22 protein-coding genes and 6 tRNA genes are annotated in these 24,183 nt (G+C 33.4%); 13 read left to right on the top strand and 15 right to left on the bottom strand.

Annotated elements, in window-relative coordinates; all coding sequences use genetic code 11:
• Nucleotides 1-132 precede the first annotated feature (132 nt).
• Genes AS157_RS08430 through AS157_RS08390 form a run of 9 tightly spaced genes read right to left on the bottom strand, consistent with a single transcriptional unit; the run spans nt 133 to nt 7,654 of the window.
• On the bottom strand, nt 133-672 hold the full coding sequence (locus AS157_RS08430) for a 2-oxoacid:ferredoxin oxidoreductase subunit gamma family protein (protein ID WP_077288784.1): 540 nt from the start codon (nt 670-672) through the stop codon (nt 133-135).
• A complete protein-coding gene (locus tag AS157_RS08425; protein WP_077288785.1) occupies nt 669-1,421 on the bottom strand; it encodes a thiamine pyrophosphate-dependent enzyme in 753 nt (250 codons plus the stop codon). Before AS157_RS08425 ends, AS157_RS08430 begins: the two co-directional genes overlap by 4 nt.
• Nucleotides 1,422-1,426: 5 nt before the next feature.
• Complete coding sequence (locus AS157_RS08420) at nt 1,427-2,485, bottom strand: 3-methyl-2-oxobutanoate dehydrogenase subunit VorB (protein ID WP_077197866.1); 1,059 nt, start codon at nt 2,483-2,485, stop codon at nt 1,427-1,429.
• A 12-nt stretch (nt 2,486-2,497) separates the two neighbouring features.
• Nucleotides 2,498-2,719 (bottom strand): 4Fe-4S dicluster domain-containing protein, encoded by a 222-nt coding sequence (locus tag AS157_RS08415; RefSeq protein ID WP_075665346.1) that lies wholly within the window; start codon nt 2,717-2,719, stop codon nt 2,498-2,500.
• Between the two features lie 13 nt (nt 2,720-2,732).
• Complete coding sequence (locus AS157_RS08410) at nt 2,733-3,377, bottom strand: cobalamin biosynthesis protein CobQ (RefSeq protein ID WP_077288787.1); 645 nt, start codon at nt 3,375-3,377, stop codon at nt 2,733-2,735.
• Nucleotides 3,370-4,461 (bottom strand): butyrate kinase, encoded by a 1,092-nt coding sequence (buk, locus tag AS157_RS08405; protein WP_077288788.1) that lies wholly within the window; start codon nt 4,459-4,461, stop codon nt 3,370-3,372. Before buk (AS157_RS08405) ends, AS157_RS08410 begins: the two co-directional genes overlap by 8 nt.
• On the bottom strand, nt 4,454-5,365 hold the full coding sequence (locus AS157_RS08400) for a bifunctional enoyl-CoA hydratase/phosphate acetyltransferase (RefSeq protein WP_077288789.1): 912 nt from the start codon (nt 5,363-5,365) through the stop codon (nt 4,454-4,456). Before AS157_RS08400 ends, buk (AS157_RS08405) begins: the two co-directional genes overlap by 8 nt.
• Complete coding sequence (gene buk / locus AS157_RS08395; protein ID WP_077288790.1) at nt 5,358-6,419, bottom strand: butyrate kinase; 1,062 nt, start codon at nt 6,417-6,419, stop codon at nt 5,358-5,360. Before buk (AS157_RS08395) ends, AS157_RS08400 begins: the two co-directional genes overlap by 8 nt.
• Nucleotides 6,419-7,654: an aminotransferase-like domain-containing protein gene (locus tag AS157_RS08390; RefSeq protein ID WP_077288791.1), complete on the bottom strand. Its 1,236-nt coding sequence runs from the start codon at nt 7,652-7,654 to the stop codon at nt 6,419-6,421. Before AS157_RS08390 ends, buk (AS157_RS08395) begins: the two co-directional genes overlap by 1 nt.
• Nucleotides 7,655-7,923: 269 nt before the next feature.
• On the opposite strand from AS157_RS08390, the gene AS157_RS08385 reads away from it, so the two are divergent.
• Both AS157_RS08385 and AS157_RS08380 read left to right on the top strand, forming a co-directional pair.
• Entirely contained in the window at nt 7,924-9,066 is a 1,143-nt protein-coding gene (locus AS157_RS08385) for a pyridoxal-phosphate-dependent aminotransferase family protein (protein ID WP_077288792.1), read from the top strand.
• Complete coding sequence (locus AS157_RS08380; RefSeq protein ID WP_077288793.1) at nt 9,066-9,971, top strand: hydroxyacid dehydrogenase; 906 nt, start codon at nt 9,066-9,068, stop codon at nt 9,969-9,971. The genes AS157_RS08385 and AS157_RS08380 overlap by 1 nt, the downstream gene beginning before the upstream one ends.
• 53 nt (nt 9,972-10,024) lie before the next feature.
• Here AS157_RS08380 and AS157_RS08375 read toward each other — a convergent pair.
• Nucleotides 10,025-10,100, bottom strand: a tRNA-Ala gene (locus tag AS157_RS08375).
• Nucleotides 10,101-10,274: 174 nt separating this feature from the next.
• Between AS157_RS08375 and AS157_RS08370 the strand changes: the two genes are divergently transcribed.
• From AS157_RS08370 to AS157_RS08320, 11 genes are all read left to right on the top strand, one after another.
• Nucleotides 10,275-11,480 (top strand): YgeY family selenium metabolism-linked hydrolase, encoded by a 1,206-nt coding sequence (locus AS157_RS08370; RefSeq protein ID WP_077288794.1) that lies wholly within the window; start codon nt 10,275-10,277, stop codon nt 11,478-11,480.
• A 2-nt stretch (nt 11,481-11,482) separates the two neighbouring features.
• A complete protein-coding gene (locus tag AS157_RS08365) occupies nt 11,483-12,472 on the top strand; it encodes an ornithine carbamoyltransferase (RefSeq protein ID WP_077288795.1) in 990 nt (329 codons plus the stop codon).
• A gap of 2 nt (nt 12,473-12,474) precedes the next feature.
• Complete coding sequence (locus AS157_RS08360) at nt 12,475-13,767, top strand: dihydroorotase (protein ID WP_077288796.1); 1,293 nt, start codon at nt 12,475-12,477, stop codon at nt 13,765-13,767.
• Nucleotides 13,768-13,772: 5 nt separating this feature from the next.
• Nucleotides 13,773-15,077, top strand: a complete 1,305-nt coding sequence (locus AS157_RS08355; RefSeq protein WP_077288797.1) for an amidohydrolase family protein — start codon at nt 13,773-13,775, stop codon at nt 15,075-15,077.
• A gap of 374 nt (nt 15,078-15,451) precedes the next feature.
• Nucleotides 15,452-16,534: a 4Fe-4S binding protein gene (locus AS157_RS08350; protein ID WP_077288798.1), complete on the top strand. Its 1,083-nt coding sequence runs from the start codon at nt 15,452-15,454 to the stop codon at nt 16,532-16,534.
• 89 nt (nt 16,535-16,623) lie between these two features.
• Nucleotides 16,624-16,700: transfer RNA gene (locus tag AS157_RS08345), tRNA-Pro, on the top strand.
• A 3-nt stretch (nt 16,701-16,703) separates the two neighbouring features.
• A tRNA-Gly gene (locus AS157_RS08340) sits at nt 16,704-16,779 on the top strand.
• Nucleotides 16,780-16,797: 18 nt separating this feature from the next.
• Nucleotides 16,798-16,874: transfer RNA gene (locus tag AS157_RS08335), tRNA-Arg, on the top strand.
• Between the two features lie 24 nt (nt 16,875-16,898).
• A tRNA-His gene (locus tag AS157_RS08330) sits at nt 16,899-16,973 on the top strand.
• 30 nt (nt 16,974-17,003) lie between these two features.
• A tRNA-Arg gene (locus tag AS157_RS08325) sits at nt 17,004-17,080 on the top strand.
• A 64-nt stretch (nt 17,081-17,144) separates the two neighbouring features.
• Nucleotides 17,145-17,408, top strand: coding sequence for a stage V sporulation protein S (locus AS157_RS08320; protein WP_073072337.1), 264 nt, complete (start codon nt 17,145-17,147; stop codon nt 17,406-17,408).
• Nucleotides 17,409-17,448: 40 nt separating this feature from the next.
• On the opposite strand, the gene AS157_RS08315 is transcribed toward AS157_RS08320, so the two are convergent.
• Genes AS157_RS08315 through AS157_RS08295 form a run of 5 tightly spaced genes read right to left on the bottom strand, consistent with a single transcriptional unit; the run spans nt 17,449 to nt 24,180 of the window.
• Nucleotides 17,449-18,030, bottom strand: coding sequence for a GNAT family N-acetyltransferase (locus AS157_RS08315; RefSeq protein ID WP_077288799.1), 582 nt, complete (start codon nt 18,028-18,030; stop codon nt 17,449-17,451).
• A gap of 48 nt (nt 18,031-18,078) precedes the next feature.
• On the bottom strand, nt 18,079-19,626 hold the full coding sequence (locus AS157_RS08310; protein ID WP_077288800.1) for a bifunctional UDP-sugar hydrolase/5'-nucleotidase: 1,548 nt from the start codon (nt 19,624-19,626) through the stop codon (nt 18,079-18,081).
• A 41-nt stretch (nt 19,627-19,667) separates the two neighbouring features.
• Nucleotides 19,668-21,389 (bottom strand): ABC transporter ATP-binding protein, encoded by a 1,722-nt coding sequence (locus AS157_RS08305; RefSeq protein WP_077288854.1) that lies wholly within the window; start codon nt 21,387-21,389, stop codon nt 19,668-19,670.
• 5 nt (nt 21,390-21,394) lie between these two features.
• Entirely contained in the window at nt 21,395-23,557 is a 2,163-nt protein-coding gene (locus AS157_RS08300; RefSeq protein ID WP_077288801.1) for a fibronectin type III domain-containing protein, read from the bottom strand.
• 11 nt (nt 23,558-23,568) lie between these two features.
• The gene (locus tag AS157_RS08295) at nt 23,569-24,180 is read right to left on the bottom strand and encodes a hypothetical protein (RefSeq protein ID WP_197023149.1); all 612 of its coding nucleotides are present in this window, start codon (nt 24,178-24,180) and stop codon (nt 23,569-23,571) included.
• Between the last annotated feature and the right edge of the window lie 3 nt (nt 24,181-24,183).

Below are 24,183 nucleotides of genomic sequence, written 5' to 3'. Positions count from 1 at the left end.
ACTCCTATAGATAATTATACACAATTTTTTACAAAATTCAAAAGATTTTTTATTATTTCAACTTATCTTATTCCAAATTAAAAAAGACAGGACCCCGTTGGGGTCCCATAATGAGGGCTTTATCTCATCCGCCTACTGTTTCTTAGAAATAGCAATACCTTCTTCAATAGCCTTAATGTTCAAATCTATTAATTGTGCTTTTTTACCCGTTAATTTCTTCTCAAGTGCTTTAAACAAGCTTTCTTTTGAAACCACATTCGTTGCTCCAATAACAGCACCCAGCATAACCATATTTGCCACTTTTAAATTTCCCAATTTATCAGCTATCTCGTTACATGGAATTTTCAATACATGTATATCATCTTTTCTATCTGGTTCTCTATCAATAACAGATTCATTTAAAAAGAGATATCCATCTTTTTCAACAAAGTTTTGGAATTTTAACATAGATGGAATATTCATGGCTACAACAACTTCAGACTTATCCACTACCGGAGATGCAACTTCTTTATCCTCAACAACAACGGTACAATTTGCCGTTCCACCTCTCATTTCAGGGCCATATGAAGGCATCCAAGTAACATTTTTCCCCTCTATCATTCCAGCATATGCCAAAATTTGTCCCATTAGCATTACGCCCTGTCCTCCAAAACCAGCAAATATAAATCTCATTCTTCATCACCAACCTTATCCACGAAAATTCCCAATGGATATTCTGGAACCATATTCTCTTCTAACCACTTTCCAGCGGAAATAGGATCAATCCCCCAGTTGGTTGGACATGTTGACAATACTTCCACCATTCCAAAACCAAGTCCCTTTACTTGTGCCAAAAATGCCTTTTTTATTGCTTTTTTTGTCTTTTCAACATCTTGCGGTGTGTTAACTTTAGTTCTTGCAAGATACGCTACACCTTTTGCTTCCTTTAAAAATTCACACATATGCATTGGATATCCATCATTTTCTGCCTTTCTACCATATGGTGTGGTGGTAGATTTCATACCAAGCAATGTTGTTGGAGCCATCTGACCACCAGTCATACCATAGATAGCGTTGTTTACGAAAATAGTAGTTATTTTTTCTCCTCTATTTGCTGCATGCATAATTTCAGCAGTACCTATAGCAGCTAAATCACCATCACCTTGGTATGTAAAAACGTAAAGATCCGGTCGAGCCCTTTTCATGCCCGTTGCAACAGCTGGTGCCCTTCCATGTGGTGCAATAGTACCATCCATATTAAAAAATTGATATGCAAATACAGAACATCCTATAGGAGATACTACAAGTGTTTTTTCACGTATACCTAATTCATCGATAACTTCCGCAACTAATCTATGAACTATTCCATGATAACATCCTGGACAATACGTAAATTCTTTTCCCGTCAAAGATTCCGGCATTTTATAAAGAACTTTCTTCATTACAATCACCTCCTAATTTCCTCTTTAAGTGCGTTAAGTATTTCGGTTGGTGTTGGAACTACTCCACCCATCCTCGAGTAGAATTTTATAGGTCTTTTGTCCTTTACGGCAAGTTTTACATCTTCTAACATTTGTCCCATGTTCATTTCTACATCAAAGAACATATCCACTTTATTTGCTAATTCCTCCAAAGGTTTATATGGGAATGGCCATACGGTTATAGGTCTAAATAATCCTACCTTAATTCCATCTTTACGCGCCATATCAACAACACTCTTTGCTATTCTTCCAATTGTTCCAAAAGCTGTAATTATTATTTCCGCATCTTCTGTTTTATATTCTTCCCATCTCACTTCATTTTCTTCTATTTTCTTGTATATTTCAACTAATTCCAAGTTCATCTTTTCCAATTTATAAGGATCAATATCAAACGATGTAACTATATGTGGTTCCCTTCCTTTTGCCCCTATTAATGCCCAATCACTATGGTCTGGCAATGTTGATAAATCCCTAAATTCTGGAAATTCAACAGGTTCCATCATCTGTCCCAACAAACCATCAGCCAAAATTAACGCAGGAGTTCTATACTTATCCGCTAAATCAAAGGCAAGTACTGTTAAATCTACTGCTTCTTGAACTGTAGAAGGTGCAAGCACTATTAATCTATAATCTCCGTGACCTCCGCCTTTTGTTGCTTGCCAATAATCACCTTGTGCTGGTTGAATATCACCAAGACCCGGACCACCACGTACAACATTAACAAAAACTGCGGGTAGCTTTGCACATGCCATATAAGAGACGCCTTCCATCATCAAACTAAATCCAGGTGATGAAGTAGAAGTCATCACCCTCTTACCAGTACAAGCTGCTCCATACAACATATTTACCGTTGCAACTTCACTTTCAGTTTGTAAAAACACTCCATCAACTTCTGGTAATCTTTTAGCCATATACTCCGGCAATTCACTCTGAGGGGTTATTGGATATCCAAAAAAATGTCTACAACCTGCTCTGATAGCAGCTTCGCCAATTGCTTCTGTTCCCTTTACCATTACTTTTTCCATATCTTTCCCTCCTCACTCTTCCCTATAAACTGTTATACATACATCAGGACACATTCTATAACAAAAACCACATGCTATACATTTTTCTAAATGTTTTGGTTCAGCTGGGTGGTATCCTTTACTATTAAATCCTTCTGAGAACTCAATCACTTTAGTTGGACAAGCGGCAATACATAATCCACAACCTTTACATCTTTCTTGATCAATTTCAATATATCCTTTTACTTTAGGCATCTTAACACCCTCCTTAAAAATCCATTTTCATAAACCTTTTTATCCAAAATTTTGGGAACTCCGTTTCAAAGTCTTCAAGAAAATTTGGGATAACTGTATATTTTACTGGAACGTTTAATATTTTAGAAGCCTCTTTTATAATCTTTTCACCCTCTAAGATTATCTCCTTAGTAGTTTCCACAGATAGATTAGTGTTGTTAATAAGGTAATCTATCTTTATTTTCGCAACTTTACTCAACTGTTCATACGTCTTTACAATCCCATCTACATTGGAAGTAAAGGGTCTTCTCGTGTTGATAACCATGGAAACTTCAGCATCCTTTAAATGCGGTTTTAAATAGCCTACAACTACTACTCCATTTTCTTCTCCACCAACATCCAAAACAGTTTTATAATCCGGATTATTTAGATATCCAGCTACCGCCCCAGTAACTATCGGTAAATCTGCATGCTTTAGTGCACCCGGAGGTGTAATAACCTTCAATCCCTTCAATGTAAGTTCATCTACTACATCTCTTGTTCTAAAATAAGGAGAAATTGTATCAACATCTGCAATTGCAACTTTTTCATAATCTTGTCTTAATTTTAAGGCATAATTTATCGCTACTTCTGTTTTCCCACTACCAAATAAACCTATAAACACAAAATTTTTAGACACTTTTTTGCACCTCTTCACTATAATCTTTTGGGGATTCAACACCATTTAAAACCCTTAATGCACCCATTGCAAGTGCTTTTTCCTCATCACCACCTGGATAAACCAAAATTTGAGCAATAAATTCCACGTGTTCTTTAAGCCACTTAACTATGTATTCTTTGTCGTACGCAAGCCCACCTGTTAGCACTATTGCATCCACTTCTCCTCTTAGCGCTGCAGCCATCTTTCCAATCCATTTTGCAATTTGATAGGCCATTGCTCTATATATCAATTCTGCCTTTTTATTTCCTTCTGATATCATTTGTTGAACTTTCATTGCATCATTTGTTCCAAGGTACGCAACCAATCCTCCCTTACCTTTTATCCTTTTCTTTATGAAATCCAAAGTATAATCCCCTGAATAACATAAATCTACTAATTGTGTCAGCGGAAGTGTTCCACTTCTTTCAGGTGTAAATGGACCATCTCCGTCTAATGCATTATTAACATCAACAACCTTCCCTCTCTTATGTGCACCTATAGAAATACCTCCACCCATATGTACAACTATTAAATTTACATCTTCGTACTTCTTTCCTAAATCACTTGCTGCCTTCCTAGCAACCGCTTTTTGATTCAAAGCGTGGAATATAGATTTTCTTTTAAACAAAGGATATCCAGAAACTTTTGCTATTTCATCCATTTCATCTACAACTACCGGGTCTACGATGAACGCGGGAATTCCGTGTTTTTTTGAAATCTCATATGCAATAACAGCACCTAAATTTGATGCATGTTCTCCATACTTTCCTTCCTTTAGTTCATTTACCATTAACTCGTCCACCTTATAAGTACCACTTGGGATTGGTCTTACAAGTCCTCCCCTACCAACTATTGCATCAAAATCTTCATATTTAAATCCCAAAGATTTCAAAAAATTCTCTATTACATTGACCCTAAATTCATATTGATCTATCAATTTTTCAAATGGCGCAAGTTCTTCTGCTGTATGCCTTAAAGTCCTTGATGCAACCTGTGTCTCATCTTCAAAAATTGCAAGCTTTGTACTTGTAGAACCTGGATTTATAACTAAAATTCTATACATTTACATCACCTGCCATTAAATTGGTAAGGGCAAGCGACAACAACTTTGTTTCATCTGAATCAGCTCGTGAAGTCAAAGCAACTGGAACTTTAGCACCAACAATTGTTGAGGCAACATTGGCCCCTGCTAAAAATACCATAGCTTTATAGAATATATTCCCTGCCTCAATATCCGGCATAATTAATACATCAGCATCTCCAGCAACTATACTTTTAATACCTTTGTGTTCCGCAGCTTCCTTTGATACTGCATTATCAAGTGCAAAAGGCCCATCTACTATACAACCCTTTATTTGGCCTCTCTTATTCATTTGTGAAAGAATTGCCGCTTCAACAGTTGCAGGCATTTTTGGATTAACTATTTCAACTGCTCCTAATATAGCAACTTTAGGATTATCTACATCTAAAGCCTTCTTTGCAACTAAAACCGTATTATTTATAATATCGGCTTTTTGTTCCAAAGTTGGTGCAATAGTCATTCCGGCATCTGATACAACTAAAAGTTTATGATAATTTGGTACTTCAAATATACTTACAAGAGAGAGAGTTCTTCCCGTTCTTAACCCATATTCTTCCTTTAATACTACTTTCATTAAATCTCCCGTTTTAATCTTTCCCTTCATTAAAAAATGTGCTTTTCCATCAGTAACAAGCTGTACCGCTTTGTTAGCAGCTTCTACATAATCACCTGCTTGAACGAATTCGAATTTATTAATATCTATTCCCATATTTTCCGCTATCTTTTTTGTCTTTTCCACATTTCCAACAAGTATTGCATTTATAATTCCTTCTTCATACGCTCTATCCAAAGCTTTCAATACAACTTCATCTTCACTTGCCGCAACCGCTACAGTCTTTTTCCCTACTTTTTTTGCCTTTTCAAGAATTTCCATTAACTTATTCATTTTTCTCACCCCAAATCTTTGCCTCTTCTTTGCCTTTTAAAACCCTTAATGCACCTTTTGCAAGAGCTTCCATTTCAAATTCACCAGGTACAGAAAAAACAGGTGCAAACTTAAATACGTATGACTTAATTTTTTCAACAACATTTTGGTTGTTAGCTATACCACCTGTGATAACAATAGCATCCACTTTTCCTTTCAATACCGCACACATTCCTCCAATTTCCTTTGCAATTTGATAAATCATAGCATCAACGTAAAATTTTTCCTTATCCGTTCCCGTTTCTAATACTTTCTTCACATCATTTGTTCCAAGATACGCAACTAATCCTCCTCTTCCAACAAACATCTTTTTCAATTCTTTTTTTGAATATTTTCCAGAAAAAGCAAGTTTAACTACATCTCCTACTGGAAGCTCTCCCGTTCTTTCAGGGCTAAAAGGTCCTTCATCATTTGCATTGTTAACATCTATCATCTTTCCTTTTCTATGGGCAGTTACCGAAATTCCTCCACCAAGATGCGCAATTACCATATTTAAATCCTCATATTTCTTTCCCAATTGTTCTGCCACTTCTCTAGCAACTGCTTTTATATTTAACGCATGTGCAAGACTCAATCTTTCAATTTCTGGAATACCAGAAACTCTAGCTTCATCTATCATCTCATCAACGGAAACAGGATCAGTTATAAATACAGGAATTTTTCCATTTGACAAAGAATACCCTATTACAGCCGCTAAATTTGAAGCATGCTTGACTTTGGTCTTATTTTTTAAATAATCCACCATACTTTCATTTACTCTATAAGTTCCACTTTCAAGCGGTGGTAAAATACCTCCCCTACACGCTATTGCAGAAAAATCTTCCACTTTATAACCTTCTTCTGAAAGGAACTTTAAAATCTCTTTCTTTCTAAACCCCTCTTGTTCCATAACATCGTTAAATTTTTCCAGTTCGCTTACATCGTGTCTTAACGTCTTTTGAACTAACTTTTTATCATCATCAAAAATTGCAACTTTTGTACTCGTTGAACCAGGGTTAATAACTAATATTAACACTATATCAACCCCTTAGACTTTCCATACTCCACAATCACTTCCTTAAGTCTATTTACACCTTCTATTATTTTTTCATGTGGTGGTAAACAGAAAGATAATCTCATAGAAGAAGAAACACTATCATCCGGTGTAAAAGCTTGACCTGGAATATAAAATACCAACTTTTTCTTTGCTATTTCAAACATTTCCAACGTATCAAATCCCTCTGGTAAAGTTACCCATGTAAAGAGTCCTCCATCTGGATAGATCCATTTTATTCCTTTAATATCTGAAAATGTATTTTCAAATGCCTTCATCATCGTGTCTTTTTTTGATTTATACAATTTAATTGTGGGGGTAATTTGTTCAATTAAATCATATCTCTCAAGATATCTTGCAGCAATTCTCTGTGTGAGAGCAGGACTACACAAATCTGTTCCTTGTTTTGCAAGTACAAATTTTCTGACAAGTTTTTCATCTCCAATAACTGCTCCAATTCTTAATCCAGGCGCAAGTATCTTACTAAATGTATTCAAAAGAATAACCCTTTCTTTTCCAGCGAGTTTAAACAATGGTGGTAGATGCTCTCCCTCAAACCTTAACAAACCATATGGATCATCTTCGATAATTAAAAGGTCGTATTTTTCGGCAAGCTCTATTATCCTCTTTCTCTTTTCAAGAGATAAAGTAGCACCTGCAGGATTGTGAAAATTTGGAATAACATATATAAATTTTACTTTCTTTATTTCACCTTTTTCATCGAGTTCTTTTAATCTTTTTTCAAGCACTTCAACGTTCATTCCATCATCTTCTAAAGGTACAGAAACAAATTTCGAAAATCTCATTCTAAACGCACTAGCCGCTCCCAAGTAAAACGGATTTTCAACAATGGCTATGCTTTCCTCATCTAAGAAAACTTTACCTGCAAGCTCCAATGCTTGTTGCGATCCCGTAGTAAACATTATATTGGATTCATCCAAATCGTTTATTTCATAAACTCTGTTTAAAAGACGTATCATCTGCTTTGCAAGTTCTGGATCTCCCTCTGTAGTACTGTACTGTAAAACATATTTATACTCATTTTCGATGACTTCGGAAGCAATTTTGGAAAGTTCATGTCTAGGGAAAGTTTCCGGATCTGGTACTCCTCCACCAAAGGAAATAGCACCTTCAACAGAAGCATATTTTAACAGCTCTCTAATTAAGGAGGAACTTAAATTATTACCTAATTTTGAATACTTTGAATCGTAATTCATAATTCCACCTCCAAAAATATATTTTATTTTCAATTTGTTTGCAATTTTTTGCATGCAATTTTTTGCATTTTTTCAGAATTGAAATAATTCTATAATAAGTGTACAATATAATTAGCAATTAGTAAAACTCCAAATAGATAAGTTTAACGCTAAAATCTCTTATTTTTCGCAATTTATTAGAAAAAACTCTTAAAATGCTGTATTTACAATTTATTTATTTTATTTAAAATTAAAGTGTGAAACATATTAAAATTCTAGGAGGTGGAAATATGATAAAGAAGAATTATTTACTTGCACCTGGTCCAACACCAGTACCTTTTGATATCTTACTTGAAGGAGCACGCGAAACAATTCACCACAGAACACCCCAATTTGTTAGTATTTTAGAAGAAACTTTAAACGAATTGAAATACCTCTTCCAAACGGAAAATAAAGTATATACTCTACTCTCCTCTGGCACTGGTGCTCTTGAAGCTGCCATTACCAATCTTTTAAACCCAAATGACAAAGCCATTATAGTGGAAGCTGGTAAATTTGGAGAAAGATGGAGAGAAATTGCAGAAAGGTATAACATAAATATAGTTTCAATAAAACTCGAATGGGGAGAAGCAGTAACTCCCGAACAAATTAAAGAAGCAATAGAAAAACATCCAGATGCAAAAGCAGTATTTACGACATACAGTGAAACTTCTACAGGTACTGTCATCGATCTTGAAGGCATAGCAAAAGTTACAAGAGACACAGATGTTGTGCTTGTAACTGATGCAGTCAGCGCATTGCTTGCAGAACCACTAAAAATGGATGAATGGGGTATCGATGTTGTGGTAAGTGGCTCACAAAAAGGAGTTATGCTTCCGCCAGGTCTTGCATTTATTGCTCTAAACGATAAGGCGTGGAATTTAGTGGAAAAATCCAACAACTCCAATTATTATTTCAATCTTAAAGCATACGCGAAAAAATATCCAGATAACCCGTGGACACCTGGCGTAAATTTAATCTATATGTTAAGAAAAGCAATAAAAATGATCAAAGATGAAGGAATAGAAAATGTTTGGAAAAGACATCAAATGCTTGCAGATGCAACAAGAGCTGCTGTTAAAGCGCTAGGTCTTGAACTATTCTCCAAACGTCCTGGTAACGTTGCAACAGCAGTTAAAGTGCCCGAAGGAGTAGATGGCAAAAAATTAACAAAAATCATGAGGGATAAATATGGGGTCACAATTGCAGGTGGTCAAGAACACCTTAAGGGTAAGATTTTCAGAATATCCACACTTGGTTATTTGAGTATTTTTGATACAATCGTAGGAATTTCCGCTTTGGAATTTGTATTAAACGAACTTGGTTATAAAGTTGAATTTGGTACCGGTGTAAAAGCTGCTCAAGAGGTACTATTCAAGGAGGTAAATAAGTAATGAGAATACACGTGAACGATCCCCTTGATAAAAGCGCAATGGAAAGGCTTAAAAAATCCGGGCACTTAGTAACAGATACACATCTTGAAAAAGAAGAACTTATAAGAGAAATGCCTGATATTGATGTCTTGGTAGTAAGAAGCGCTACTAAAGTTACAGCAGATGTAATTGAAGCTGGTTCAAAGTTGAAAATAATAGCAAGAGCTGGTACGGGATTGGATAACGTAGACGTTGAAAAAGCCAAAGAAAAAGGTATAAAGGTATTAAATACACCAGGAGCAAATGGTATTTCAGTTGCTGAACTTGCAATTGGTTTAATGATCGCTTGTTCAAGACATATAGCAAAGGGTACAGAAGATTTAAAAAACGGTATTTGGAGTAAAAAACAATTAAAAGGTCATGAATTATACAAAAGAACAGTTGGAATAATAGGATTTGGAAACATTGGAAAAGAAGTGGCAAAAAGGTTACTTGCCTTTGATATGAATATCCTAGCATATGATCCATTTATAAAAGAAACAGATTTAGATGTAAAACTAGTCGATTTGGATACTATTTTTAGGGAATCTGATATTATCACAATTCATGTACCTAAAACATCAGAAACCACACATCTTATAAACAAAGAAGCTTTCGAAAAAATGAAAGATGGTGTTATAATTGTAAATGCCGCTCGCGGTGGTATAGTTGATGAAGAAGCACTTTACAATGCTCTTGTCGCTAAAAAAGTATACGCAGCAGGTTTGGACGTATTTGAAGTTGAACCACCAACAGATGAACTTAGAAAAAGACTTCTTGAACTTCCCAATGTTGTAGCAACACCACATATTGGCGCATCTACAGTTGAAGCGCAATTAAGAGTTGGTCAGATTATAGTAGATAAAATTCTAGAAGAACTTAAATGAAAATAAAACAAAACAAAAACGGGTAATCATTTATGATTACCCGTTTTTTGTTTTGGTGGAGCCGATGGGATTTGAACCCACGGCTTCTACCGTGCGAAGGTAGCGCTCTCCCAACTGAGCTACGGCCCCAACTACATTTAATAATTTATCACATATAATCCATGTAGTCAACTTTTTTATTTTTTGACCATTTTTTAATAATATCTAAAAAAAAATTAAATTTCTTTTCTTTTTTTTTAATTTTCGCATATTTTTGAATTTCAACACTTCCTTTATAATTGTGAAACAACGGAGGTGATTAAATTGAACGAAGCATTAAAACTTGCATACAAATTCAAAAATGACATTATACACTTCATGAGCAGATTAATTAAAGCAAAAAGTTATTCTGGTGATGAAAAAGAAGTTATACAAGTTATCAAAAGTGAAATGGAAAAGGTCGGATTTGATAGTGTGAAAATCGATGGGCTGGGAAATATAATCGGAAAAATAGGAAACGGTAAAACAAAAATTGCAATGGACGCCCATATTGATACTGTAGATATTGGAAATGAAACACTTTGGGAAAGAGACCCATTTTCCGGAAGTTTTGATGAAAAATACGTATATGGTAGGGGAGCATCTGATCAAAAAGCAGGAATGTGTTCAATGGTGTATGGAGCAAAAATACTCAAAGAACTAAACATTTTTGATGATTTCACACTCTATGTTACAGGTACGGTTATGGAAGAAGATTGTGATGGTCTTTGCTGGAGATATATCATTGAAAAAGAGAAGATAAAACCAGATTTTGTTCTCATTACTGAACCAACATCTCTAAAAATAAACAGGGGCCACAGAGGAAGAATAGAATTTAGAATCAGAACAAATGGGATATCCGCACACGCCAGTGCACCAGAAAGAGGAATAAATGCTATATACAAAATGGCAAAAATAATAAACAAAATTGAAAAACTAAATTACAGGTTGGAAAGCACCTCATTTTTGGGAAAAGGGACAATAGTAGTCTCACAAATATTTTTTAAATCTCCTTCACACAATGCAGTACCTGATCAATGTGAGATTCAGATAGACAGAAGAATAACTGAAGGCGAAACAAAAGAAGTGGTATTTAATGAAATTAAAGAAGTATTTAAAAGAGCTGGTGTTGAAGATGCTCAAATTATTGAATTGGAATACAAAAAACCATCGTATACTGGTGTGGTATATCCAACGGAAAAATATTTCCCTGCATGGGTTTATCCAGAAGAGAGTGCTATTGTCCAAAGCGCCATAAAAAACTATGTAGATCTATTTAATTCCTCTCCGAAAATAGACAAATGGATATTCTCGACTAATGGAACAGTCACAGCAGGAGTCTACAACATTCCAACCGTTGGCTTTGGACCAGGTGATGAAAAATATGCTCATGCACCAAATGAAAAGGTGGAAATTGAACATCTTATAAAGGCTGCTGCATTTTACGCTACATTTCCAAAAACATTAATCAAAAACTTAAAGGGGGAATGACTATGTCTACGTTTTTCAGAGGAAGACACTTTATAACAACTCAAGATTTCACAAATGAAGAAATAGATATAATGTTAGACCTTGCAAGAGAATTAAAAATAAAATTCAGCTATGGTGAAGCAACTCCATATTTACTTTACAAAACGTTATTTTTGATATTCTTCGATGAAAGTACAAGAACAAGAAATAGTATGCAAGCGGGTATAGCACAATTAGGAGGTACTGGAATATTCTTAACACCTGATAAAATGCAAATAGCACATGGAGAAGTCGCAAAAGATACCGGTATTATACTATCCAGATTTGGAGATGGAATTGGAATAAGATATTGTAAATTTGGTGAAGGAAATAAATACCTTAACGAAATAGCCAAACATTCAAAGGCTCCTGTTATGAATCTCCAAGACGATATATATCACCCATTTCAAGTACTTGCCGACATCTTAACAATTCAAGAAAGATTTGGAAAAAATCTAAAAGGTCTCAAGGTAGGAATAAGTTGGGCATATGCTGAGAGTCATTTAAAACCACTATCAGTCCCTCAATCTCAAATTTTATTATTTACAAGATTTGGAATGGACATTACACTTTCTTATCCGAAAGGATTTGATTTAATGCCAGAAATTGTTGAACAAGCAAATAAAAATGCGGAAAAGTATGGTGGAAAATTAAATATCTCTCACAAGATGGAAGATGCATTTGTAGATGCAGATGTAGTAATCCCAAAAAATTGGGGTGGTTTCTTTGTATCGGATAATCCAGATGAGATTCGTGCAGAACAAGCAAAGCATAAAAATTGGATCTGTACAGAAGAATTAATGAAACTTACTAAAAAACATTCCATTTATATGCATGCACTTCCCGCAGACAGAGGAAAAGAAGTGGTTGATAGCGTAATAGATGGTCCTCATTCTGTAGTCTATGACGAAGCGGAAAACAGGCTCCACACAGCTAAAGCCGTTATGACACTGCTAATGGGAGGAAGATTTTAAGAATGTATGATATTGGCATTGTAAACGGAAAAGTATTTGTAGATGGAACTTTTATCCATCTAAATGTATATATCAATGCAGGAAAAATATCTGATTTATCAACAAATTATCAAAAATGCAAAAAAGAAATTGATGCAACCGGGAAGATTATCCTTCCCGGTTTTATTGATCCACATGTGCACTTCGAACTAAACCTCGGAAGATATACATCTATTGACAATTTTAAGAGTGGAAGTATTTCTGCTTTATTTGGTGGTGTAACTACAATAATTGACTTTTTAGACCCAATAAATTCTCTTGATCAACTTGAAGAAGCGTTTAATAAAAGATTAAAAGCAGCACAAAATTCAAGAATAGATTTTTCTTTTCACGTTACACTTGGCCAGTTCAATGGTGATTTAGATACGCTATTTAAAATGTCAAAAAAACTGGGAACAAGGTCTATAAAAGTATTTACCGCTTATTCTGCTAGTAAAAGAAGAACATCTGACAAACTTTTGTACAAACTATTCGAAAAATCAAGAGAATATAACGTGCCAATTTTAATCCACGCCGAAAATGAAGACATGATAGTTGAAAATGTTTCAATTAATCTCCATTCAAAGGCAAGACCAGAAATTTCTGAAATTTCTGAAATAATCAAAATATCCGAATTTATTTATCAAACAAAAGGAATTGCTTATATTGTGCATACAACTTGTGGAACTTCAATTGAAGAAGTTAAAAATAGATTTGCAAAAATTCATAACAAGAATTTATTTTTTGAAAGTTGCCCGCACTATTTTTATTTTGATGATGAAGTATACAGTAAAAAAGATGCCTATCTATACACTATGACACCTCCCCTTAGAAGTAAAATTGAAAAAGAAAAACTAAAAGCAAACATTGACAATATCTTTTCAATTGGCACTGATCATTGTTCATTTAACAAGAAAGACAAAAGAAAAAAGAAAACAGGAAACCTTCCCATGGGAATTGGAGGAATTGAACATTCATTCATATTAATGTACTCATTGTTTGGTGAGAAAATAATCGATAAATTTACAATAAACCCGGCAAAATTTTTCGGTCTATATCCTAAAAAAGGGGCACTACTCCCAGGATCCGATGCTGATATTATAATTTTCAATCCTAATTACAACGGAAAAATAGTAGAAAGTCATACAAAAGCCGACTATGATCTCTTCTTAAATACAAAGATAAAAGGAAAAATAGAAAAAGTAATTAAAGATGGTATTTTAGTGATAGATAATCAATTATTAAATTCACCCCTCGGAAAATTTATCAGGAGGTAATATTGATGAAAGCTATAATTAATGCTAACATATTTGATTTTGATAATTTTCACAAAAATTATTATATATTATTCAATAAAAAAATAATTGAAATTGGTAGTATGGAAAAATTTCCAGGTGCATCACATGTGATTGATGCACATGAAAATTTTGTAATGCCAGGTTTAGTTATTGGACATACACACATTTACTCAACATTTGCAAGAGGATTAAGTCTACCATTTAATCCTACAAACTTTAAAGATATATTAAATCAACTATGGTGGAAACTTGATTCAGAGCTTGGTAAAACTGAAAATTATTTTAGCGCTCTTGTCTCAGGGATTGAATTTATCAAAAATGGCATAACAACAGTTATTGACCATCATGCAAGTGGAAAACAAATTAAAGGAAGTTTAAATACATTAAGGAAAGCATTGTGCGATGAAATAGGATTAAGAGGAATTTTTTGTTTTGAAACAAGTGACAGATTCAACGTAGAAGAATGTATCCAAGAAAATCTTTTATTTTTAAATGAAAATAATACTGATATGTATGCAGGATTATTTGGATTACATGCATCTTTAAGCTTGTCTGATGGAACCTTAAAAAAGATATCCGAACTTTACAAAGGACCTATTCATGTTCACACAGCAGAAAGTATAGATGATGTAGAAGATTCACTTTCAAAATATGGAATGCGAGTTATAAATCGCTTGAATAAATTTGGCCTACTTAGAGAAAATTCTATCCTTGCACATTGTGTCCACGTTACTGAGGAGGAACTCAAACTCATCAGTCAAAATAACTGTTATATTGCTTTAAACGTTTCTTCCAATATGAATAACGGAGTTGGTCTTCCAGATTACCAAAAAATGAAGAAACATAATGTAAAAACGATAATAGGTAATGACGGTTTAGGATTTAACTTGGCAAGAGAATTACTAAATTTATTCTTTTCAATGAAGCTAAAAGGTAAATCTCCTCTTGCATTCTCGTTAGATGACCTAAAATACTCTATATCAAATACATACGAAATAGCAAGTAAACTACTTAAAATCAAATTAGGAAAAATACAACCAGGGTATGTCTCTGATTTAATAATTGTTCCATATATTCCTCCCACACCTATTAGTGAGGAAAATGTTTATGGACATGTTGTTTTTGGCTTGCTTGATAACTTTAGACCATCTCATGTAATTGTCAACGGCAAATTGCTAATGGATAATTACAAAATAACGGTTCCCACAGATGATGTCAATGAAATTTATAAAGAAGCCAGAAAAGTCTCACAAAGATTGTGGGAAAACTTGAGTGAAAATTATAAATAATAATCCTTTCAGAAAAAATATGTGTATTTTTATTATCCGCAACTTAATTTGTGGTGTCAAACAGAAAAAAACAATCTAGAAGCATTATTATATAACAAAAAGCTTTGAAGGAATATTATTAATTTCAAAATCAATGTCTTTGTATTTAATTTGCGATTTAAAAATAAATGGTAATCTATATTTAACATATATGATTAGTGGTAACTTAGATAAACAAAGTAACATTTTATTGATAAACAGTTATTATCAAAATGATTTATATTCTACAATCAACCTAAAAAACAAACAATGATTGTACTTAATAATTGACAAATCTGTTGTATTAGATATTTCTTTAAGATCTAACCTTAAAAACAACTAAAGGGGTGATTATCGTGGATCTTTCAACAGAACTTTCAGGCATAAAAATCCAAAATCCTGTAATGCCAGCTTCAGGACCTTTAGTGGGTGATTATGAAAAGATTAAATTCATTGATTCTACTGGAGTTGGTGCCATTGTTACAAAAACAATTTCTACAAAAGCAGCCGAAGTTCCAAGACCATGTATATACGGAGAAAACGACTTTGCTATGAACGCAGAACTGTGGTCAGAATATCCTTCCGAAAAATGGTTGGAGGAATTCCTACCTCGTTTAAAAAAGGAATTATCCAAACCTTTGATCATAAGCGCAGGATATTCAAAAGAAGACATGAAACAATTAATACCAAAATTAAACGAATTTGCCGATGCCTTTGAAATATCCACTCATTATGTTGGAAAAACTTATGAAACTATTGGTGAAATAGTAAAAGCAATTAGGGATAACACAGATAAACCTATATTTATGAAAATGAGTCCACATATTCCAGATCCAATCAAATTTACAGAAGTAGCTTTAAAAAACGGAGCTAACGGTATAGTCGCAATTAACTCTCTTGGTCCTACGATGAAGATAGATATACAAAATAGAAAAATCTTAATTGGAAATGAAAAGGGGCAAGTATGGCTTTCAGGTCCTGCAATTAAACCTGTAGCACTTGCTATTATAAAAATACTTCGAGATGCATTTCCTGAAATTACAATTATTGGTGTCGGAGGAATAAAAAATGCAGATGATGTAATTGAATTTTTGTTGGCCGGAGCAGATGCAATCCAACTTCTTTCATCAGCACTAATATTCGGTAAAGATATATATGAAAAAATAATAAATGATCTACCGAAAAAACTTGAAAAATATGGATTCAACAGTGTAAAAGAAGTTAAAGAAACAAAACTTACACACAAAGTAAAATATATACCAAAACATCCTAAAGTCAACAATAAAAAATGTACACTATGTAAGTTATGTGAAAAAGTATGTCCTTACTTTGCAATTACAATTGATAAAAAAGTCAACATAGACATAAAAAAATGTTTCGGTTGCGGGTTATGTGAAAGTAGATGCCCAACAAAGGCGATAACAGGAGTTTTAGAATAATATTAAAACAAAAATACAAAAATATTTACATTAAATACGTATTGACATTGAAATACACATATGCTATAATCATTTACGGTCTCTGGAAACGGGGCGTAGCGCAGTTGGCTAGCGCGCCTGTCTTGGGAACAGGAGGCCGCTGGTTCGAGTCCAGTCGCCCCGACCACAAGCGGGTGTAGCTCAATTGGTAGAGCATCGGCCTTCCAAGCCGAGGGTTGCGGGTTCGAGTCCCGTCGCCCGCTCCAGACTCGAAGGGGTCTAGTGCGCCCGTAGCTCAATAGGATAGAGCACCGGACTTCTAATCCGGGGGTTGTGGGTTCGACTCCCGCCGGGCGCGCCAAAATTTAATATTTTATTATGTGTGGTGGCTATAGCTCAGTGGTAGAGCGCCTGACTGTGGATCAGGTGGTCGTGGGTTCAAATCCCACTAGCCACCCCATTTTTCATATTATAATGTTTTTGATAAAATGCGCCCGTAGCTCAATAGGATAGAGCGTCGGACTTCGGATCCGAGGGTTGCGGGTTCAAATCCTGCCGGGCGCGCCATCTGAGCTCTTCCACTTAGATTTAGCAAACTTTTAAATAACATCACCGTAAAGGAGGTATTAGTATGGAAGTTCTTAAAGTTGCATCAGGTTCCAATCCTAACAAAGTTGCCGGTGCTCTTGCAGGAGTAATCAGAGAGAAAGGGAAAGCTGAAGTTCAAGCAATTGGTGCTGGTGCAGTAAATCAAGCTGTTAAAGCCATTGCAATTGCAAGGGGTTATCTTGCTCCAAGTGGTATTGATCTTGTATGTGTACCTGCTTTTACCGATGTAAGTATCGAAAACGAATCTAGAACTGCTTTAAAATTCATCGTCTTTCCAAGAGAATAATTGATTAGGAGAGGCACAGCCCCATATAGGACTGTGCCTTTTATTCTTTTTTCATTCTATATATCTTAAATTTTCCTATTAATGCTTTCTTTTCTTTAATAATTTTAAAACCTTTTCTTAAATAAAGATTTTTTGCTCTATTATTTTTTTCAACATCCAAATAGATATCCCTATAACCTTTTTTTTCAGTTTCTTTTATAAAATATTCTAAAAGTCTCGTACCAATTCCTTTTCCCCTCGACTTTTTATCCACACTAATATTTTGTATATATATCCCCTTTAATCCTTTTAGATTAATTATATTATTTATCAATATGTTCTTTACAAAAAGATCAACCAACTTAAAAAACGAAAATACTTCAAAAAAATCCTTTATTTTACCTTTTGTACATCTTTTTTCTAAATCATATGCTATTAATATACCTTTTATTTCTTTTCCATCAAAATAGCCATACACATTTCTATATGAAAAAGGATTTCCTTCTCTCTTAACTAATTCCGCAAGTTTCAAAATCGCTTCTTCTCTTTTTCCAAACAAAAAATAAAACAACCTCTCATCTGTATCATAAATTAATTCGGCCACTTTTAACAAATCATCATCTTTATTTATCTTACGAATCATCTTTTATACCCCCAATAAAAAAGGGAAGCCAAGAAGCTTCCCTTTTAATCATTTCCTTATGTATCTTGGAGTATCATCGTACTTTTCAATCAAACCATTTAATCCCTTTTGGATATATTCAACAACCACATCCGCCAAAACAAAACCTGTATCATATCCTGATGCTTTATTTTCTGAAAGCATTGAATATCCATCTCCACCACTTGCCATATAGTTATTAGTTACAACAGTATAAACTTTATCCATTTCAAGTGGTTTTCCATTTACCATTACTTCTGTTACTTTTCCATTTTCACTCTTAAAGGTTAAACCTCCTACGTGTAACCATGCTCCTTTTCCTTCAGGAAGCTTTGCAGCATATTCCAACACTTTTATTACTTCCGAACCTTTCATCTTCATTACATAAACGGTGTTTCCAAATGGCAATACCGTCAAAATATTTCTTATAGTTATCTTTCCTGGTTTTATTGACGCCCTTATTCCTCCTCCATTTTGGAACGCAATATCCGCACCTGTTTTCCACATCATGGCATCGGTAATAAGGTGTCCAAGATTTGTATCTCCAGATCTTACATGCTTTCTTTCACCGTCTAATAACACCTTTGTTTCTCCAATAACAGTATCAAGTTTTTTAGAACCAATCTTTGCAAAGTAATCAAGTGGAACTTTTACATATTCTGCCGGTTTGTATTCTTTTCCCACAAACTCGTACATTGAATTACCATTTTTATCTTTACCTTTATAAACTTTCAAATTAACTGGAATAGATGTCCATGACCACTCTTTTATCTTTCCGTTTTCTACATCCAAATCAAGTTTTCCAACAATCTTACCCCATTCCCATGCTTGAATCAAAATTGTATTGTTGATAACCTTTGCCTCATTAAGTTTTGTATGACTATGCCCGTCTACAATTATATCTATTCCATCCACCTCTTTTGCCAACTCTTCTGACGTAGTGTAATTTCCCTCGTATGCTTGACCCATTCCCAAATGTGTAAGTGCAATTACAATATCAGCCTTTTTTCTAAGTTCAGGAACAAGTTGTTTGGCAACTTCAATGGCATTTTTAAATTCCAAATCTTTGCTAAAGAGCGGTTCCAATATTGCTGTTTCTTCAGTTGTCAAACCAAATATTGCAACTTTAATACCACCAACATTTTTTATTATATATGGTGTAAAGAAAGGCTTGCCATCCTTATATATATTTGCAGATAAAAATGGAAACTTTGCAATACTCATTTGATACATTAATACATCTCTTGATTTGTCAAATTCATGGTTTCCAACGGCAACTGCATCAAGTTTCATTCTGTTCAATGCAAAGATATCTGGTAATGCATTTAAAAGATCAGATTCAGGCACACCAGTGTTTATATCTCCCGCATGTAAGAACAAAACATTTGGATTCTTTGCACGTTCTTCATCAATTATAGATGCAATAACGGCAAATCCACCTATATTTGGATTATGGTACTCACTAAATGCCCATGCATGACCATGTGTGTCATTAATGTGAAAAATAGAAATTTTTGTGGCAAACAAACTAATTGTTAATATTACAAAAAGCGTTATAAACAACCTGAGTTTCTTCATACAACACACCTCCCTGTTTTATAGTTTGCAATTATATTTTATCACAAACTTTCCTCAATTAACTGCTTTTTGAACATATTTGCATATAATCCACCTTTTTGAACTAATTCATCATGATTTCCTTTTTCAACTATTTGACCATTATCAAAGACATAAATAACATCCGCATCCTTCAAAACCTTTAATCTGTGCGTTATAATAATCATAGTTTTACTTTCCATATTTTTTCTAAGAGATTCAATTATTCTCTCTTCTGTCTCTGGATCAACAGCTGAAAGGCAATCATCAAAGATAAACACATCGCTATTTCTTATTAGTGCTCGGGCTATAGTTATTCTTTGCTTTTGCCCTCCTGATAACGTAACTCCTCTTTCCCCTACAACCGTATCATAGCTTTTGGGGAATTTTTCAATGTCACTATGTACAGCAGACAACATAGCATATTCTTTTACCTGCCATTCATCAAAATCTTCCAATCCAAATGCTATATTATTCTTCACACTAGTCGAAAACAAAAATGTTTCTTGAGGTACGTAAGAAATCTTTGTCCTGACTACCTCAGATGGTATATCGTTAATATCATATCCATTTATAAACACATGCCCCTTGTCTACGGGATAAAGTTTACTTATTATCTTAACTATAGTAGATTTTCCACTTCCAACCGTACCAACTATACCAACAAGCTGACCTTTTTTTATTTCTAAATTAACACCTTTCAAAACATACCTATCTGTACCAGGATATTTGTAATCTAGTTCTTTAATTAAGATATTTTCAATTTCGTTTATTTCAACGGGATTTTCTGGTTCTTTTACTTTTGATTTTGTATTTAAAATCTTTAAAATTCTATTGTAAGAAGCTCTACCATTTTGAATTATATTAATTACCCATCCAAACGCAGTCAGTGGCCATACAATCATACCAATATAATTATTAAAGGCAAAAAACATACCAAGTGTTATCTTTTGATTTATAACCATTGGTCCGCCATATGCAATAGTAATAAAATACGACAAAGAACTTATAAAATGAATTAACGGCCACATTATACCCCAAACTTTAACAAGAGATAATGTTGCCACAAAATTATTATTTGCCTTTTTTGAAAATAAATCTTCAAACTTTGGTAGTATTGAAAATGATTTGAGTACTCTAATACCATCTACAGATTCCTCAGTGAAACCACTTAAATCCGAAAAAGTATCTTGAACCTTTTTTGATCTTTTGTATATAAATTTACCAAAGATAAGGGAAATTAACATTATAAATGGCAAAGGAATTAAAGCAATAAGAGTTAATTTCCAACCAACACTAGTTGCCATGAAAAATATTGTAACAACTGACATAAAAGATGCATCAACCATCATAACTATACCAGGTCCAAGCATCCTTTCAAGGTTGTTCATATCATTTGTAAAATGCGCCATTAAATCTCCACTTCTATGTTTATCAAAAAATGACATGTCTAATGACAGCATTTTTTCATAAAGAATCTTTCTTGCCTCATAGGTAAATTTTCTTGCACTACCTATTATAAAAAATCGCCACAGAAATCTGGTAATAAACATACCAAGTGCTATACCTATTATTCCAAGAGCCATTAATTTTGCAACATGGATATCTGGAGTTTTTACATTCAAACTATCCACAGCTTTTGATATAAATTTTGGAACTATAAGTTGTAATGTATCAACAATTATCAAAGTAAAAATCCCAGACAAGTAAAAAAGAAATCTCTTTTTTATAAATTCTCTAATCAAAAACATCACCTCTCAAGTTCACCAACAAAAATATCTAAGCCTCCAAGATGTCTATCAAAAAGTCCATTTAAAGAATTTGTCTCACCAACAAACTTTATCTTACCAGATACATTCAATGCCCTTTTTATTTCGTCAAATCCATATCCTCCCCCCACAAAAATCCAATGATTAAGATGTATCACAAAAAAGTCAACAAGCCCTTTTTTGTAATTTAATGAATGAAAATCACCGTCTTTAGAAGCTGTTTTCCCAAAAAGATATATCCCATCGTCACCAACTAACATATCATTGCATATATCATCTTTACTACCGTCTAAAACGTAATCATTTAGTCTATTGCCATTTGAGTCTAAAATCATAATATAAATATTAGAATCATCCGTAATATTCCCTCTGCTATCAAAATAAACATTTGAAACTAAATAAATCTTGTCTTTATACACAAAAGCCTTACTTGCAAAATCATCTTCTTTCCCACCAAAAAATCTTATCCACCTTAATTTACCAAAATAATCTACAAAAATAACCATTAAATCTCGACTTTTTCTAAAAGTATTTCCAAAGATAACATAACCACCATTACCCTTAGAAATTGATACTGCTTCATCCAAATACTTTCCACCAAAATTCTTCTTCCAAATAATATTTCCATCAAAATCTACTTTCATTAAAAAAACATCAGACCATCCGTTTAAATCAATAAAATCATCAGACCAAGTATCTCCAAAAATTAATAACCCATCATTTTCAACTATAACTTCTCTTCCCCTATCTTTATATCTTCCACCGTAAATCTTTTTCCATAAAATTATATCGTTCTTTAAAGCATAAAGGATTATATCTTGTGCACTATTGGCTAACACATAGAAAATACCATCCTTCTTTTTTAAATCTACCAACTCACCATCCAAATCAAAATAAAATTTAACCCCATCTTTTAAAATAAACGGTCTTTTTCCTTCTTTTCCAAGAATATAGTAATTTCCATCTATAAACGTATAGTTATAGACGTGGTCATCCTTCTTTGAACCTATTACACCTAAAATCTTTACGGTAGGATTTGTGTAAAATTCAAAAATAGGAGTTTCAATTGTGTTATATCCATCTGTAACTTCTAATTTCCAATAATACTTTGAGTTGGGTGATAAATCTTTAATTTCATATACATTAGCCCTATAATTTTTTATAACAGGTTTCAACTTATCTTTTGAAATACCAAAATACAAAGTTGAAAGCGTTTCATCATCATCCTCTATATTCCATCTAAAGGTTATACTTTTCCCAACACCCTTTAAACCATTTTTAGGAAAAATTATTCTAATTTTAGGTTTTTCATTTTTTACGTAAATCTCTTTATAACTACTATATACGTACTCTCCTGCTAAATTTACAGCTTTCAAACGTAACTTGTATTTTACATTTGGTTTAATACTTAAAATATACTCTGAAGAATTCAATTTTATTTCCTCGTTGTTGATTTCTAAATAATACTCAAAATCATTATACTTCTTATATTTTACTTTATACTTTCCCTCTTCTTTTATAATTTCAAAATTGATATCTACAGGATTAACGTAAAATTCGAAGGTATTAGAAACCACTTTTGCCCCAAACTCATCTTCACATTGAACACTCCATTTGTATTTTCCAGTGGGAAGCACAATTTCATATTTATTATCCTTTAATTTAATTTCTCTATTATTTAAATACAAAGTATAATTTAGCTTATCATTATCTTCTGCATCCCATGAAAAAGTAACTCTATTGCCATTTACAGTGGCTCTTGCATCTAAAATCTTGGGAATATCATTTAAAATAGTAAAACTACTTACAGGGGTTTCAATATAATCATTTCCAAATTTTATTCCAACCTTCCAAAAATAAGTTCCGGGTTTTAATAAAATAGGATATTTTGTTTCTATACCATCATACACCTTTTCCAATTCATTTGTACCCAAAAACAACTCTGAAATTAAAGAAAGTTCCCTTTTATACTGAATGTCCCATTTTAATTCCACATTCCTACTATTCAAAATAAAATTATTTTTTGGAAATATTAGATTAACCCTTGGAGATTCAACTTGGGTGAACTTAATAATTAATACTATACTTACAATACTTAAAACTATAAATAGTAAATACAAATATGATTTTTTCTTATTTTCCAAATATACCCCTCCTAAAACACAATCCCCTTCCAAATAATACTAAAAAATATAGCAAAAACAGGACTTATCCACCATACATGATCAAATTTCTTCACCTTCCACAATCTAAATAAAAATCCAAAAAACAAAGATAAGAACGCAAAAAATGGTTTACCAGCAAGAAAAAATATAAAGAATGCCAATCGCTCTGAAATACCTTCCAAATCCTCGTAATTCTCTATTGCGGGATAAAAATTCCTAAAAAAGTAGGAAAGTGCCGTGGTAACCAAAGCCATACCAAGTATATACAAGACAAATTCTTTTGAAAGATACGAAGTTTTAAAATAATCTGAAACAACAAAATTAAATATTAAAGCAATTATCATCCCGGCTATTTCAATTAAATGATAATACACCTTCTTATTTACTTTAACACGTAGATAATCAAAAAAAAGATGTATAGCTATGAAAGTAAATAAAATCACAGGTACGGTATAAAGTAGCGTATCAAAAGTAAAAGCTAAAATTGCAAAAGCAGACCAAATTAGGTGTTGTATAAAATTCCATCCTTTTAAATGCCTCAATTTGCTGTTGTGGGTAAATCCATGATCAGCTACATAATGTCCTAAAAAAAGGTGCAGCATCAT

It is taken from the genome of Thermosipho sp. 1244 (assembly GCF_018588215.1).
GTDB classification, from domain to species: domain Bacteria; phylum Thermotogota; class Thermotogae; order Thermotogales; family Fervidobacteriaceae; genus Thermosipho; species Thermosipho affectus.
Note: the sequence above shows the minus strand (reverse complement) of the source record. Positions and strands in the feature narration are given on the sequence as shown.